The sequence below is a fragment of the Halorubrum sp. ASP1 genome (assembly GCF_005435135.1).
Lineage (GTDB): Archaea > Halobacteriota > Halobacteria > Halobacteriales > Haloferacaceae > Halorubrum > Halorubrum tropicale.
Window position 1 is genome coordinate 197,842 of record NZ_SGUA01000006.1, and the last position, 15,135, is coordinate 212,976.

At 68.2% G+C, this 15,135-nt stretch carries 15 protein-coding genes and 1 tRNA gene; 5 read left to right on the forward strand and 11 right to left on the reverse strand.

Annotated features, from left to right (window positions below; genetic code table 11):
- Positions 1-15 precede the first annotated feature (15 nt).
- A complete protein-coding gene (locus tag EXE48_RS11130) occupies positions 16-1,005 on the reverse strand; it encodes a biotin--[acetyl-CoA-carboxylase] ligase (RefSeq protein ID WP_137711425.1) in 990 nt (329 codons plus the stop codon).
- A gap of 96 nt (positions 1,006-1,101) precedes the next feature.
- Here EXE48_RS11130 and EXE48_RS11135 point away from each other — a divergent pair, with 96 nt between their 5' ends.
- Positions 1,102-1,497, forward strand: coding sequence for a 2Fe-2S iron-sulfur cluster-binding protein (locus EXE48_RS11135; RefSeq protein ID WP_053771437.1), 396 nt, complete (start codon positions 1,102-1,104; stop codon positions 1,495-1,497).
- A 171-nt stretch (positions 1,498-1,668) separates the two neighbouring features.
- On the forward strand, positions 1,669-2,235 hold the full coding sequence (locus tag EXE48_RS11140; RefSeq protein ID WP_137711426.1) for a DUF8526 domain-containing protein: 567 nt from the start codon (positions 1,669-1,671) through the stop codon (positions 2,233-2,235).
- A gap of 36 nt (positions 2,236-2,271) precedes the next feature.
- On the opposite strand, the gene EXE48_RS11145 is transcribed toward EXE48_RS11140, so the two are convergent.
- Positions 2,272-3,207: a DMT family transporter gene (locus tag EXE48_RS11145; RefSeq protein ID WP_137711427.1), complete on the reverse strand. Its 936-nt coding sequence runs from the start codon at positions 3,205-3,207 to the stop codon at positions 2,272-2,274.
- A 183-nt stretch (positions 3,208-3,390) separates the two neighbouring features.
- Here EXE48_RS11145 and EXE48_RS11150 point away from each other — a divergent pair, with 183 nt between their 5' ends.
- Positions 3,391-3,873: an Lrp/AsnC family transcriptional regulator gene (locus EXE48_RS11150; protein ID WP_053771440.1), complete on the forward strand. Its 483-nt coding sequence runs from the start codon at positions 3,391-3,393 to the stop codon at positions 3,871-3,873.
- A gap of 45 nt (positions 3,874-3,918) precedes the next feature.
- Here the strand turns inward: EXE48_RS11150 and EXE48_RS11155 are convergent, their stop codons facing one another.
- The 3 genes from EXE48_RS11155 to EXE48_RS11165 form a co-directional block, all read right to left on the reverse strand.
- The gene (locus tag EXE48_RS11155; protein ID WP_053771441.1) at positions 3,919-4,470 is read right to left on the reverse strand and encodes a phosphate-starvation-inducible PsiE family protein; all 552 of its coding nucleotides are present in this window, start codon (positions 4,468-4,470) and stop codon (positions 3,919-3,921) included.
- 107 nt (positions 4,471-4,577) lie between these two features.
- On the reverse strand, positions 4,578-6,461 hold the full coding sequence (gene gatE / locus EXE48_RS11160) for a Glu-tRNA(Gln) amidotransferase subunit GatE (protein ID WP_053771442.1): 1,884 nt from the start codon (positions 6,459-6,461) through the stop codon (positions 4,578-4,580).
- Positions 6,462-6,928: 467 nt separating this feature from the next.
- A complete protein-coding gene (locus EXE48_RS11165) occupies positions 6,929-7,984 on the reverse strand; it encodes an alpha/beta fold hydrolase (RefSeq protein WP_137711428.1) in 1,056 nt (351 codons plus the stop codon).
- A 671-nt stretch (positions 7,985-8,655) separates the two neighbouring features.
- Between EXE48_RS11165 and EXE48_RS11170 the strand changes: the two genes are divergently transcribed.
- Complete coding sequence (locus EXE48_RS11170) at positions 8,656-9,582, forward strand: hypothetical protein (protein ID WP_137711429.1); 927 nt, start codon at positions 8,656-8,658, stop codon at positions 9,580-9,582.
- A gap of 185 nt (positions 9,583-9,767) precedes the next feature.
- Here the strand turns inward: EXE48_RS11170 and EXE48_RS11175 are convergent, their stop codons facing one another.
- From EXE48_RS11175 to EXE48_RS11180, 3 genes are all read right to left on the reverse strand, one after another.
- The gene (locus EXE48_RS11175; RefSeq protein WP_053771444.1) at positions 9,768-10,292 is read right to left on the reverse strand and encodes a hypothetical protein; all 525 of its coding nucleotides are present in this window, start codon (positions 10,290-10,292) and stop codon (positions 9,768-9,770) included.
- A gap of 153 nt (positions 10,293-10,445) precedes the next feature.
- Positions 10,446-10,619 carry a hypothetical protein gene (locus EXE48_RS18425; RefSeq protein WP_158295113.1) on the reverse strand — a complete coding sequence of 58 codons (174 nt, stop codon included), beginning with the start codon at positions 10,617-10,619 and terminating at the stop codon, positions 10,446-10,448.
- Positions 10,620-11,017: 398 nt separating this feature from the next.
- A tRNA-Leu gene (locus tag EXE48_RS11180) sits at positions 11,018-11,102 on the reverse strand.
- A 183-nt stretch (positions 11,103-11,285) separates the two neighbouring features.
- On the opposite strand from EXE48_RS11180, the gene EXE48_RS11185 reads away from it, so the two are divergent.
- A complete protein-coding gene (locus EXE48_RS11185) occupies positions 11,286-11,846 on the forward strand; it encodes a DUF420 domain-containing protein (protein WP_053771445.1) in 561 nt (186 codons plus the stop codon).
- A 29-nt stretch (positions 11,847-11,875) separates the two neighbouring features.
- On the opposite strand, the gene EXE48_RS11190 is transcribed toward EXE48_RS11185, so the two are convergent.
- The 3 genes from EXE48_RS11190 to EXE48_RS11200 form a co-directional block, all read right to left on the reverse strand.
- Positions 11,876-12,940 carry a halocyanin domain-containing protein gene (locus tag EXE48_RS11190; protein ID WP_053771446.1) on the reverse strand — a complete coding sequence of 355 codons (1,065 nt, stop codon included), beginning with the start codon at positions 12,938-12,940 and terminating at the stop codon, positions 11,876-11,878.
- A gap of 156 nt (positions 12,941-13,096) precedes the next feature.
- Positions 13,097-14,596 (reverse strand): amidophosphoribosyltransferase, encoded by a 1,500-nt coding sequence (gene purF, locus EXE48_RS11195; protein WP_137711430.1) that lies wholly within the window; start codon positions 14,594-14,596, stop codon positions 13,097-13,099.
- A gap of 139 nt (positions 14,597-14,735) precedes the next feature.
- The gene (locus EXE48_RS11200; protein WP_137711431.1) at positions 14,736-15,128 is read right to left on the reverse strand and encodes a DUF5820 family protein; all 393 of its coding nucleotides are present in this window, start codon (positions 15,126-15,128) and stop codon (positions 14,736-14,738) included.
- Positions 15,129-15,135: the final 7 nt, after the last annotated feature.

Sequence of the window (15,135 nt, forward strand, 5' to 3'; positions counted from 1 at the left end):
GCTCGGCCGCTCTCCTCACTCCGCGCCGCGGAGGTGTTCGCAGTCGCCCGCGTGGACGCGCCGCCGGCCCTCGTCGGTGTCGACCACGAGCGCGCCAGGCTCGGCGACGTCGACGGCGGTGCCCTCCACGACGCCGTCGGCGGCCTCGACGCGGACGCGCCGCCCGAGCGTGCTCGCTCGCTCGCGCCACGCCGGGAGGACGCCGTCGAGCGCCCTGGGCGACGCGGTGAGCTCCGCGTAGCGTTCGAGCAGCGTCGCGGCGAACCGCCGCCGATCGACCGGGGCGCCGCGCTCGGCCGACAGCGACGTCGCGCCCGCGGGCAGCGTCTCGGGGTCGAGGTTGGCGTTGACGCCGACGCCGACGACGAGCCAGCCGACGCGGTCGGCCTCCCCCTCCATCTCCGTGAGGATCCCCGCCAGCTTCCGGCCGCCGCGGCCGCCGAGATCCGACGCGGGGGCGCTTTCCTCGGGCGTCCCGTCGCCGACCAGCACGTCGTTCGGCCACTTGATCCGCGCGTCGACGCCGGCCTGGCGGGCGGCGTCGGTCGTCGCGACCGCGGCCGCGAGCGTGAAGAGCGGCGCCCGCGCGGTCGGCACGTCGGGGCGGGTCAGGACCGACAGCCAGACGCCGCCGCTCGGCGCCACCCACTCGCGGTCGAGGCGCCCCCGGCTCCCCGTCTGCTCGTTGGCGACCACCGCGACGTCCGCGGCGTCCGCTCCCGCGAGCTCGCGGGCCCGCTCGTTCGTCGACCCGACCCGGTCGTGGTACTCCACCGAGTAAGGGGCGTCGAGCCCGAACGCGATGCCCGGCCCGGAGTAGCCCGGGTCGTCGGGCGCGACGTAGCCGTCCGACGTCGACTCCACCGCGAACCCCTCCTCGCGGAGCCCCTCGACCGCCTTCCAGACGGCCGCCCGGGAGACGTCGAGCGACTCGGCGAGGGCGGGCCCGGAGACCGGGTCGTCGTCCGCCGCGAGGGCGTCGAGCAGCGCGCGCCGCGTGTCCATACGCCCCGATCCGGCGGCCTGGCCGAAAGCCGTTCCGGGTCTCGAACGCCGCGTCGGGTCCCCGACGCTTTGTGTCCGGGGCGCGAAGGACCGCCGATGACCGACGTGGACCGCGACGGCGACGACCGAACGGAGGCCGGGAGCGAAACCGTGTCGCTCGTCGTCGTCGACGGCGACGAGCGCGTCGACCTCGACGTGGAGCGGGGACGGAACCTCCGCCGGGTCCTGCTCGACGCCGGGCTGTCGCCGTACGCGGCCGCGACCCGCCGCCTCAACTGCGGCGGACGAGGGATCTGTGCGACCTGCGGCGTCCGCGTCAGAGAGGGACCGCCGGCCGACCACTGGCACGACCGGCTCGCCGACCGGTTCGGCTACCCCCGGCTCTCCTGTCAGATCGCGGTCGACCGCCCGATGACGGTGTCGCTCGTCGACAAGCGCGTGTGGGGCGGGCGGCGGTCCGAGGCGGGCGACGGAGAGCCGGACGGCGGCTGACGCCCGGGCCCCACACCTCGTTTCCGGTGAAACGGCGAACGGTACCGCGTCACACGGGCGGCCCGTCGAGGGGTTCCGAAGGGACGTCGCGGGCGTTCGGCCCGGTGATCGGGGGCCTTCTGGCTGCCGTCGCGGCACAAAAGCCAAGTCCGCTGGCCCGAACGGTCGGGTATGCAACCCTCCAAGGAGCGCGAGTCGTCCGACGACGACCCGATGGACGACCTCGACGACCTCCTCGACGACGACCTCGGTGGCGGCGAGGGGGCGTCCGACGCCGACGCCGGCGGCGCCGCGGCCGCCGAACCGGGCGCGCGGAGCGCCGGGAACGCCGGGGACGCCGGCAGGGTCGGCGTCTCGGGCCGGTGGTTCTCGGCGAAGTCGTTCGGGCTCGCGCTCGCGACCGTCGCGGTCGGCGTGTTCGTCGGCGGGCTGATACCGCTCATCGGGGGAACGATCGGCACCGCGGGCGGCGTGTTCGTCGCCTCGTTCCTCCTCGGCCTGGCGCTCTCGACGCGCCGGTACGTCGAGACGGGGGTCGCCGGCGGCGCGGCGGGCGCGGCCAGCGCGGTGACGAGCGTCCTCGGCGTCGGCTTCCTGCCCATCGGGATCGACTACCTCTCGCAGTGGGGGCTCCCGCTGGTCGCGGTCGGCGGGGGCGTCGGGCTGGCGCTCGCGCTGCTGGGGCACTACTTCGGCCGCGACCTCCGCGCGGGGCTGAGTCGGGACATCGAGGGGTGAATCCCCGCTGACGGCGCAGGGCCTTTCCGCCGGTCGCTATCCGGTCAGGCGATCGGCGTCGACGTAGTCGGCGATCTCCCGGCGCTCCAAGACGAGGAAGCCGGCGAGGATCGCGACGAATCCGACGAGCGCCGACGCGTCGACGAGGTGGCCGAGCAGGAGCCAGCTGCCGACCGCGGCGACGACGGGCTCCGCGTAGCCGACGAGGTGGAGCTGCGACGGGCCGACCGCGTCGAGCAGCGCGAAGTACAGGAGAAACGCGACAACGCCGGACAGCAGCGTCAGGTACGCGAGCGACGCGATCGACGTCTGGTTCCAGACGACCGCGGCGGGCGACTCCCCGATCGCGGCGGCGGCGACGAGGAGCTGGCCCGCCCCGATGACCATCGCCCACCCCTGAAGCGCGGCGATCGGCAGGTCGGTGCGGAGGGGTCGCAGCAGGACGGCGCCGAGCGAGAAGGCCACCGCGCCCGCGAGCGCGAGGCCGACGCCGACGACCGCCGCGCTGCCAAGCCCGGCCGCCGCCGGGTCGGCGACCACGGCCACCCCGAGGACGCCGAGCGCGAACCCGCCGATCTCGACGGGGCCGAGGCGTTCGTTCGGGAGGAGCGCGGCCGCGAAGACGGCCGTCAGGACCGGAGAGAGGCTCACGACGACCGCGGCGACCGCGCCGGAGATCCGGACCTCGCCGAGGTAGAGGAGCCCGTGGTACGCCGCGATCACGAACGTCCCCGCGACGGCGACGCCGAGCCACTCGTCGCGGCCCCGCGGCGTCCACCGGTCCGCGGCGACCGCGGCGTAGCCGAGCACGACCGCGCCCGCGACGGCGTACCTGACCCCCGCGAACAGCAGCGGCGGGAAGTATTGGAGGCCGGCCTCGATGGCGACGAAGGAGGTCCCCCACAGCGTCGCGAGGAGGAGGAACGCGGCGACGATCGCTTCCGGAGTAGAGAGGAAGTTTCTGAGTTTCACTGGCTACTCGTTCGAAATACGCGACTGTAGTTAAATTATACTCTCGAAACAGCCGACATTTGGAATGAAGAATCAGACATACGAATCAGATCCGATTCGAACACCTAACTGTGCTCGAATATTAGAGCAGACTCCAACCCTGTCGGTCGACATATACAACCGGTCGGGGGTCGATCCGGGGGTATGGACGAGCGCGACGTGCGGCTGTTGAAGGCCATCTCCGATCTCGGCACCGGGAGCCCCGAACGGCTCCACGAGGAGACCGGGATCCCGGTGTCGACGATCCACTATCGGCTGAACAACCTGCGCGAAGACGGCGTCATCGAGAACGACCTGTACGACCTCGACCACGAGGCGCTCGGGCTCGGCGTCACCGTCATCGTCGAGGTGCTCGCCAGCTACGAGGGCCCCTACGAGGAGTTCGCCGAGGAGCTGCTGGCGGTCGAGGGCGTCACGGAGGCGTTCTTCACGATGGGCGAGACGGACTTCGTCGTCCTCGCGCGGCTCTCCTCGTCGGACACCGTCGAGCGGCTGATCAGCGACTTCGAGGCGATCCCGCAGGTCGAGCGCACGAACTCGACGTTCACCATCGCGACGCTCCGCGACGAGTCGCGCGCCCCGGCGACGTACGACATCGACACGCTGATCGAGGAGCTGACGGAGTGACACGGCGCTCGGGAGCCGAGTACGGCGGGGCGGCCGCTGCGCGGATCAGTCGGGGCCGAGCGACGGTCCGACGGACCGCTCCACGAACAGCAGTGCGACGAGCCCGAGGACGACTAAGGTGTACGAGAGCGCGGCGAACAGGGCGTCCTGCGTGGTCGAGTACTCTGTGGTGCGAAAGATGATCACCTTCCTGACCATCGCGATGACGCCGGTGTAGATCACGAGCCGGACGATCCGGCGGGTGTCGCTCTGCTCGATGTACGCGACGACCGTCTCGTACACCTCGACGATGATGAGCAGCAGCAGTCCGGTCTCGATGAAGCTGATGACGGTGTTGGGGTCGGTGATCTCCCCCGTGGGGACCGACTCGGCGATCTGGATCGCGAGGTCGACGACGCCGATGCCGAACAGCAGCGCGAAAAGCGCCGCTGCGGCCAGTTCGACGCCGTGGACGAACTTGTTCGTCACGTCGGAGACGCGGTCGCCGCGCGTCTTCGCGACCGCCGGGTCCGGCTCGGGGCCGGACGTCGGCGCGTCGTCCGACAGGTCGGTCCGTTGTGAGTCGTTCGGGGAGTCGGCCGGGGGAGAATCGTCCATCGAGTCTGACCTCTCGGATCGAGACACGGCCGCCCGACAAGTAAGTGGCAGGGGCCGTACCGGGGGCGATCGAGAGAACGTGACCCAGCGGGGGCGACCGGGAGACGCTACGACCGCTTCCCGATCTCCTCGCGTAACACGTCGGAGACGACCTCGCCGTCCGCCTTCCCGCGGAGCGCGCCCATGGCCTCGCCCATCAGCCCGGAGAACGCGCCCATCCCCTCGGCCTCGACCTGGTCGGCGTTGCGCTCGACGACCTCGACGACGGCCTCGCGGACCTCCGCCTCGCTCACGCCTGAGAGCCCGGCCTCCTCGACCGCCTCGCTCGCCGTCAGGTCGGGGTCCTCGGCGAGCGTCGTCAGCACCTCGGGGACGCCCTCCTTCGCGAGGTCGCCGCCCTCGACGAGGTCGAACAGCGCGAGGAAGTGGTCGTCGGTGAGGTTCTCCACGGGCGCGCCGTCGCGCCGGATCTCCGTCGTCGTCGACTCCAGCGTCGACGCCGCGAAGGTGGGCTCGGCGCCGCGCTCCACGGCCGCCTCGAACAGCGGGAACCGCTGGCCGAACGCGACCTGCTCGGCGAGGCCGGCGTCGAGGCCGAACTCCGCCTCGTACCGCTCGGCCTTCTCGTCGAGCAGCTCGGGCGTCTCCACGTCGGAGGGGTCCGGCTCGACCGGCGGCACGTCCGTCTCGGGGTACATGCGTGCGGCGCCCGGCAGCGGCCGGAGGTACCGGGTCGTGCCGTCGTCGTTCGCGCCGCGGGTCTCCTCCGGGACGCCCTCGATCGCGGTCTCGGCGCGGTCGGCGGCCGCCTCGATCGCGAGGTCGGCGGTCTCCGGGTCGGCCGCGACGATGGCGACCGCGTCGCCCTCGCCCGCGCCCACCGCGTCGCGGAGCGCGTCGACCTCCGCCTCGGTGACGCCGTACGCGGGCAGCTCGTCGGTGTGGAAGATGCCGCCCGCGCCGTGGCGCTTCGCGTGGTCGGACAGCTCCGTGCCGAGCCGCCGGTCCGGCTGGATCTCGCGGCCGACGAGGCCGTCGAAGCCGAACAGCGGGACCGCGGTCACCTTCCCGCCCGCGTCGAGCGCGCCGCGGATGACCCCGGACTCCGTGTCGGCGAAGACGTCGGTCACGTCCGAGACGTCGCCGACGCTCGCGTCGCGCTCGCGGAGTTCGTCGCGGATCGCGAGCAGCTCCGCCTGTCGGCCGACCTCGCCGCGGACGATGTCCTCGATCCCCTGGAGGTCCTGGACGCCCTTCACCTCGACGCGGGCGCCGTCCGCGATGGAGACGTTCACGTCCTGCCGAATGGTGCCGAGCCCGCGCTTGACCGCGCCCGTCGACCGGAGCAGCATGCCGATCCGCTCGGCCGCCTGCCGGGCGCCCTCGGGGCTGCGGATGTCCGGGCCCGTCCCGATCTCGACGAGGGGGACGCCGAGGCGGTCGAGCGAGTAGACGACGCCGTCGTCGGTCTCCTCGACGCGCTTCGCGGACTCCTCTTCGAGCATGAGGTCGACGACCGACACCGACCCCGACTCCGTCTCGATCTCGCCGTCCTGCCCGAGGAGGATCGAGCGCTGGAAGCCGGAGGTGTTCGAGCCGTCGATGACGAGCTTCCGCATGACGTGCGCCTGGTCGACGACGGAGAGGTCGAGCAGGTCGGCGATCTGGAGCGCCACCGAGAGCGCCTCGCCGTCGACGCGTCTGGGCGGCTCGTCGTCCTCCTCAACGAGACAGGTTGTGTCGTACGCGAGGTAGGTGAACTCGCGGTCGACTCGGCTCTCCTCCATCGCCGCGTCGTCGAGCTCGCCCAGTTCGCTCTTCGTCGGGTGGAGCTGACGGGTTATCGACCGGTCGGCCTCGTCCGGGTCGCGCTCGACGGTCGGGGAGTCACAGAACAGCTTCGTCTCCGTGTCGAGCTGCTGGTGGATCTCCAGGCCGGCGACGAGCCCCAGCTCCTCGTAGTCGTACTCGGGGGTCGCGTCCGTACTCATTACGCCTCACTCCGACGGCGCGCGACTAAAAGGGTGGCAGTTCGCGCGAGCGATGCGGAGCAAGAAGCGACGACCGGGGTAATAAACGACGGATGCGTCGGCGCGTGCCTTCGAGCGGCCGCCGAAAGCGGTCGCGAGACGGCACGCGCGAGGTCGTCGGGTTCGCCAGACTGCCAGAGGGACCTCTGGTCCCTCGCTGGACGCGGCGACCGAGGCACCACAGCGAGCGAGGAGCGCAGCGAGCGTACCGAACACTGGCGGGTGGGGGCTTTGGAGGTCCGGCCATCGATCCGAGGTCGACGGCTCTGTCGAACTCCTCGAACGGTACTATGATCTCAGCGCCTCCCTGAATACATGGCGCGAATCAGTCAACAGGTCCACGTTTACTGATCCGCTGGTGACCTCGATACACGAGTCGCCACGCGATGCCGGAGCCCCCCGACAGCGCCACTCGTCGATAGGCCCGGTCAGGAGCCCAGGAACTCCAACAGCACCGACCGGAACTGCTCCGGGCGCTCGATGTGTGGCGAGTGCCCGACGTCCGTGAACGTCTCCTCGCTGTAACTGCCACCGTTGGCGGCGTAGGCCTCGAGTACGTCCCGAGTCTGGTCGTTCATCGGCTGCGGAGGATAGACGTCGTCGCCTGGCCAATCGGGCAGTTCGCCGATCTGGCCTAAATAGCCAGCGTCAAAAAAGGAGGTGTCCGAGACGATCTGGTCGGCGTCGCCCCGGACCCACAGGACCGGCGGTTGCGGTTCAATGGTAGCCAGACCCGACGCGTCGAAGTACTTCGGTGAAATCGCGTTGAGCACGCCCCGCTCGCCTGGTGCCACCCCCGGCCAGTTGTCGGATGGTACCGCGTCACCGGGATAGTTCCCGTCGCCGACGGCCGTCGCACACATCGCCTCAACGTAGGCGTCGGCCGTCTCGGAGGCAAACTCGTGGTCCGGGCCGACGTAGAACGCATGCATCACCGAGCGCGGCGAGGCGTCGGCCTCCGCGGTAACGTCTCCCTCCGCCAGACGCTCGACGAATTCGTCGTCGGCGAGGCCGCCACCTGTGCCGGCGTAATCGGGCTGGCAGGGCGTTCCATCGCGGGTCGTGCCACCGAATCCGTAGGGCGACATCGTGCTGACCAACACCAGCTCCGTCAGGGTCTCCGGATAGTCGATAGCGTACTGCATGGCGATACCGCCGCCGATGGACCAACCGACCAGCGCTACCGCCTCAACCCCGACCTCTGCGAACAGGGCCGCCAGATCCTCGGTGTAATCCTGAACGCCTCGGGTTGCGTCGACCGGTTTCGTCTCCGAGTCGCCGTACCCCCGAAGGTCAGGGGCGAGGACCCAATAGTCGTCCGGCAGGTCGGCCATCAAACCGGCCCAGAACCGTGAAGACGAAACGTTCCCATGAACCAGACAGAGTGGCGTTCCGTCGGGATCGCCCGAGACGAGGACCTTCGTCGTGAGGCGGTCCGTCTCGACGCGTCGTGACTCGACTGAATCAGGGAGTGTATCGTCCATGCTCCTCCTTCGCACGGAAGTGTTATCAATAGATGGGTCGCTCCCTCCTAGTCCCCAGTGGACGGCTTGCCTACTGGTCCCCCCAGGACTGCCGTACTCACCCTCTGTATCTCGTGAGGCGGTCCTGACAGAAGTAGCGCAAGTCTAAGCCGACTCTGGTGTGTGTCTCCGAGACCACAACGGGACTCGCCGTCAATTGAACATTCGACACATCCTGTATATTTATTTTCGGGAATATTCTATACGTATGTCGTGTACCGTCGAGCCCTCCTGGCGTCGCTCGCCACTTCCCTCGCTGGGTGTTCACTGGCGCCGAGTGAACCTCCTCCAGCATCGTATCCAAGAACCAGACCAAACATCTTCATCTCCTTCGATTGGGACCCTGATCGATCAGCGCTCAGTGTCTCGTTCGAGGGCGGAAACCGACTTACAGCCGGAAATACGGGTCGCCTTACCATCGTCACGCCAGACCTCGATGATAGTGAGACAATATGGGTCGGCCCGGCAGAAACGAACGCGAAAGCGTCGTTTCCGCTCACTCCCGAGACAGCTGTGACACACGAACTCCCGCGGCCGGCGTCGACGAATGTGTACTGGTTCGAACCCGGGGAGGGAGACGAGGAACTCGTCGCGCGTTGGGATCCCGAAACAGAATCTACGGAGGTCGACGGATGAATCGCCGTCAGTTTCTCGCCGGCGCCGGGGCAGCAGTTGTCGGCACAGCGGGTGGATACGGCGGTATTCGCGTAGGTGATATCCGTCCGTACGACATTCCGCTGCCGGCAGGCGACTCAGCGCGTGAGCGCATCATCGCGGCGGCGGCGTACCGTTTGGCAGCTGACCACCGGGCGATTACGCGGACTCGGGTTCTGGATGACGGGACCGAAGAGACACCGTATGATCTCGACGTGTACAGACGACGGTATCAACATTCACGTCGCCGATACCTTCATGCGCTAACCACGTACAGAGGACCGCTAAGAAGTGCCGGGATCGACCATCACAGTGGCATGTTCCCGCACCGGAATATCTGGGCACTGCTTCATTACAGCCGAGTGTTCAGGAACCCTGAAAACCTGCCCTTGACCAAGGTCCTCTATATGACGGACGGGAAGATGGTCTCTGATCTTAACGCGCCGGTTCAAGAGGGAGACACCGTTCGTGTTTCAGACGCATGGGCTAATGTTATCGCTCCTCATCGTTACCCGACTGAGCTCGCTCCGACGGAATTTATTCGCCCGCACCGGACCAACTGGGAAACAAGTGAAGAATCATCTCAGACGGTTACCTACCGCCTATCCGACCGGGATGCGTACACGCAGGTGGTTCCATTCCCGTATCGATTACGAGACGTGGAACTCGGCGAATGCTGGATTGAGGTGACGATCAGTCGGAATACAGGCCGACTCCGGCGAATTACCGACCACCGAGTCCACACGCTCACCGAAAGTGAGGGGAGTGAGCGATCACTCACGTATCGTATCGAGACCGAGTTCGACCAGTATGAAGAAACGACTGTCCGCCCGCCGGTTGGAGATATTGATCAGGATCTCACTACCCGATTAAAATCACTCATCGTCGATTTGATCACCTACTGAGTCTCACACTGTTCAGCACCAAGACGCTGGTAGACTCAGCGTCTTGAGCTGTTATTTTCTGATGGCTCTGTCGAACTCCTCAAACGGTACTATGGTCTCGGAGCCGTGCTGAATACGGGGCGCGAGCCGGCCAAGTGGGTAGCGAACGTGTCCGCTGACACCGGGCCGCTCACGAGTCGGAACAGTCAGTGCCCGCTGATCCGACGGCGGCGCTGAGACGCCCACCCTGCGACGGCTCCGATGGGGACGAGCAAGGTACCGACCAGCGGGCTCCACGCAGTAGCGACGGTTCGGGTAACGCCGACAGCAGTCCACAGCGGCTCCGGATAGAGTTGGACTGCGTACTGTAACCCCTGCCCAGTAACGGCACTGAGGAGGAGCGGAAACAGTAGTACGTACACTCCTGTCAGTGTCGGGACGAGTGTCACGATGCCGAAAGCCGTCACACCGCCCACGAACGCTCCCTGCTTCGGAGTCGACACCCGAGACGCGACTCGTCGCCACACGGTAGTGCCCAGGACGAACCCCGAAACAAACGCGAACTGAGGCGCGTATCCGATCCAGTACTGCGCGTCCGGCGACAGGCGCAGCGGAACTACCGCCGCCACGAGCACATAAAAGAGAGAGGCGGCGAGTGCCGCCGCCGCCGTGACGACCCCGGCACCGATACCCCGCCACCGCGTCGCCGAGCGCTGCTGCCACGCGACCATACGGCTTTGGACGCTGCGTGGGAATATAACTGAGCGCAACCGGTCGGTGACAGTTGTACTCTCCGTATCGGACGCACGCCCACTGACGGGGACGAGTAGACGGTGAGGGCTTTGCTACATGGCCGGCGCGTGTCCCGGTGAGTCGCTACGAGGTTACTGCTCGGAACCGTAGCGACCGACTCCGACCGCGATCACCAACAGCACGAGTACGACAGGCGTGTAAACGAGGTCGCCTGTATACGCCATTATCCCCACGATCATCGCAGCGATAAAGATCACGACATTCTTCCAGCGGGCATTCACTCGCGTCCGAATCGTTTCGTTCATGCACGGTAATGCTGTGGTGTCATCTTAGCTGTTACTCCGTTTGACTCCGTAGGGGACTGTTAGTGGTGGTAGCGGCGGTTTAACTCGGATAGAGCAGAACGAACCGAGGCGTTGCGTCGGCATAGAGACCGTTCAGTCGCTGCTGTTCGCCACGCTTCACGCTCCAGATACGGAGTATCCAGCAGTCGAGTCCCGACGCAATCGCGACTTCGAGTCGAAGCGACTTAGCTACTTGTAGGGCGGTAGCCGGACCTTTGAACGTGTTCGCGGACGGTCGCGATCGGTGATCAGTCACGACCAAACGGAACTGCCGCTCCTCGCGTAACGTCGGAAAGGAATTGTGCGTGGGTGCTGTCGTAGAGACAACACCGGCATCGGTGGGGTTGTGCCCCGAGCGATGCGTGGGACCGGATTTGAACCGGCGGACCTCTACAGGACAGCGCCCTCAACGCTGCGCCGTTGGCCTGGCTTGGCTACCCACGCTCGCGGTGTTCTGTCGCGTCCCCACCTACCTTTCCCCTGATTAAAAGCCCTTCCATTCGAGGGAGCCGTGGCGGAGTTTCGCAGACCGCCGGGCGACGGACGCCGGCGCGACTCGGCGACCGCGTCCGGCAGGCGTCGACCGCAACCGGCACGGGTTTGGGGGTCGCGTCCCACCGCACGGACATGAACGACTGGGCCCGCGAGAACGTCTCCGTCCTGACCGCCGTCGCCTCCGTCGTCGCGCTCGCGCTCGTGTTCGGCGCGGTGGGCGGCGTGATCCCGAGTTCGCTGCTGCCGCGCGCGAGCGACGCCGTCCTCGCCGCGATTCCGCATTTCAACGCCGCCGTCTCCCTCACCGCCATCGCGACGATCCTGCTCGGCTGGCGGGCGATCTCGCGGGGGAACGTCGAGCGACACCGGAACTTCATGGTGACCTCCTTCGCGCTGTTCGCCGCGTTCCTCGGCGCGTACCTCTACCGGCTGATCCACGTCGGCACCACCGAGTTCCCCGGGCCGGAGCTCGTCTACTCATACGTCTACCTCCCGTTCCTCGCGGTCCACATCCTGCTGGCCATCGTCTGCGTCCCGTTCGTCTTCCACGCGCTCTTCCTGGCCGCGACCCGCCCGTACGCGGACCTCTACCAGACGCGACACTCGCAGGTCGGGTTCGTCGGCGCCGTCCTCTGGCTGATTTCGTTCACCATGGGGATCGGCGTGTACCTGCTGCTGTACCACGTCTACTGACCGAAACCGCGACGAAGATATCGGGGCGGCTACGCGTTCCGCTCGGCCTTCCGATGGGCGGCGTAGAACAGCGGGACGAGCAGCGCGCCGGCGAACCCGAAGCCGAGCGCCAGCGTTCCGATATCGCTCGCGGAGAGTCCGCTCCCGCCGCCGGAGCCGCCGCTTCCGGAGCCCCCCTCGCCGCCGACGAGCTGGTCGTCGACGGAACCGACCGCGACGGCGCCCTTCATTCCGACCGACTGGTGCGGCTCGCAGACGTAGCGGAACACGTCACCGTCGCCGGCGTCCTCGAAGGTGTACTCGAAGGTCTCCCCTTCCTCTGCCACCGGCTCGCCGCTGGAGAAGACGCCGTTCTCCTCGACGACGTTGTGGCCGCCGCCCTGCCCGGTCCACTCCCAGACGACGGTCGTGCCAGGGTCGACGAGGATAGCGGGCGGGTCGAACAGCAGGCCGTTCTCGCCCGCGCCGACCGCGACGGTGACCTCGCTCTGCCCGCGGAGGTCGCGCGTCCCCTCGTAGTTGCCGACGTTCGAGAACCAGTCGCCGTATCCGGCCGCACCGCCGCCGGAGCCGCCGTCGCCACCCTCCGCCTGCGGATCGACGAGGTCGTCGTCGACGGAGCCGACCGCGACGGACCCCTTCATCCCGATGGACTGGTGCGGGCCGCAGTAGTAGTTGAACACGTCGCCGTCGCTGGCGTCGTCGAAAGTATACTCGAAGGTCGTCCCCTCCTCCGCGACCGCCGACCCGCTGTCGAAGGTGCCGTCGTTCGCGACGACGTTGTGGCCGCCGCCTTGCCCGGTCCACTCCCAGACGACGGTCGTGCCCGGATCGATCAGGATGGCAGCGGGACCGAACAGGAGGCCGTTCTCGCCCGCGCCGACCGAGACGGTGACCTCGCTCTGCCCGCGGTAGTCGTGGGTCCCGTCGTAGTTGCTCACGTCGTCGAGCCAGCCGTCGTACTGGGCGGCCGCGGTACCGCTTCCGGCGGCGACGCCCGCGGCGACCGCCGCGCCGGCGGCCCCGGCGCGGAAGAACCCGCGGCGGCTCATCGACGCGGCGTCGTCCTCGGCAGCGTCGGCGTTCCGTGTCATAGTCGCACGTCTGATCGTGATCGTATTTAAGCCCCCGATACGTCCCGAGCGGTCGAACCGCCGCCGAACGTGTGCGGGGTCACGTTCGAGGAGGCTCGGATCGCGACCGGGCGTTCGAGGCCCGATCCGACCGATGAATTCGGCCGTCAGCGGGCGCTAATCGTCGGCCGGCGTCGGGTCAGAGACCGGCGCGTCGACGTCGCGGTCGGTCGCTTCGCCCTCCACGTCGAAGGGGTACTCGCCGGTGACGCAGCCGAGACACAGGTCGGCGCGGCTCTCGCCGAGCGCCTCCGCGACCGCGTCGATGGAGAGGTACGACAGCGAGTCGGCGCCGACCTCCTCGCGGATCTCCTCGGTCGACGCGTCGGCCGCGATCAGCTCCTCCCGGGTCGCCATGTCGATGCCGAAGTAACAGGGCGCGAGGATCGGCGGGGCGCCGATCCGGAGGTGGACCTCCTCGGCGCCCGCCTCGCGGACCAACTCGACGAGCTGGGTCGAGGTCGTCCCGCGGACGATGGAGTCGTCGATGATGGTGACCGACTTCCCCGCCACCGTCGAGCGGATCGGGTTCAGCTTCAGGCGGACCGCGCGCTCGCGCTCGTCCTGCGTCGGCATGATGAACGTCCGGCCGACGTACCGGTTCTTCATCAGGCCCTCGGCGAACTCCACGCCGCCGTCGTCGGCCGCCCTGGGCTCGCCGTCGGCGGTCGTCTCGGCCGCGGCGTCCGCGTAGCCGGAGGCGAACGCGCGCCCGGAGTCGGGCACGGGCATCACTACGTCGGACTCGACGGGGGACTCCTCCCAGAGCTTGCGGCCGAGCCTCCGGCGGACCTCGTACACGAGGCTCTCGTCGATGACGGAGTCGGGACGGGCGAAGTAGACGTGCTCGAAGAAGCAGTGGGCGGTCGACTCGCGTTCGACCAGTTGATACGTGTCGTAGCCGGTGCCGTCGGGGTCGAGGACGACGAGTTCGCCGGGGCGCACGTCGCGGATCAGCTCGCCGTCGAGCGTGTCGATGGCGGCCGACTCGCTGGCGAGGACGTAGCCGCCGTCGACCTTCCCCAGACACAGCGGCCGGTTGCCGAGCGGGTCGCGGACGCCCAGCACGGTGTCGTCGTGGGTGATCGCCAGCGAGTAGGAGCCGTGGATGCGGTTCATCGTGTGCTTGACCGCCCGTACGAGGTCCTCTTCCAGTAGGTTCCGCGCGAGGTCGTGGGCGATCACCTCGGTGTCGCCGTCGGAGGTGAACGCGTGGCCCGCGGCCGCCAGCTCCTCGCGCACCTCGTCGGCGTTGACGAGGTTGCCGTTGTGCGAGAGCCCGAGCGAGCCGGACTTGAAGGAGACGGAGAACGGCTGCGCGCAGCTCTTGTCGAGGCTGCCGGCGGTCGGGTAGCGCACGTGGCCGATGCCGGTGCCGCCCGACAGCGACGCGAGGTCCCCCTCCTCGAAGGCGTCGCCGACGAGGCCGCGCTCGACGTGGCTGTGCTGTTGGAACCCGTCGTGCGTGACGATCCCCGCCGACTCCTGCCCGCGGTGTTGGAGCGCGTACAGCGCGTAGTACAGCGGTCGCGCGGCCTCCCGGTCCGCGAGCGAGACGCCGACGACGCCGCACTTCTCCCGCGGTTCGTCGCCGCCGTAGTCCCCACCGGCGTTCATGTACGCGAGGGTGAGGCGGGCGGCGATAAAAATCCTCGTGTTCGTGGCGTATCCCCTCGCCACTCACCGAGAGTTATGCATTATTGTGTATATTTTCGGTGAGCGACCACGTGCGGTCGGGCGGTCCGACCGACGCGGCTCACGCCGTCTCGCCGCCCCCGACGAACTCGTCGAGTCGATCGAAGTACTCCTCTCTGGGTACCTGGTACGCCCCCCGGTAGTCCACGTCGCCGGCGACGAACCGCTCCGCGACGTCGACCGCGCCGGCCGCGCCGGCCTCCCGGCTCTCGTGGGTCTCCGTGACCGCCTCGATTTCGGGCTCCAAGAAGAGGACGACGTGCCACTCGTCGGTCGCGTACTGACCCGATCCGGGCCGGGCGTTCCGGGCGCCGTTCGTCAGGTAGATCGTCGGGAGACACTCGTCGGGGAGGTCGCCGCTCCCGAAGACGTCGGGGCGGTAGACGAGGATCGCCCGCCCGCTGGGCTCCTCGTTCCACAGCCGCCAGCCGTCCGGCAGCGATTCGAAGGCCATGCGCCTC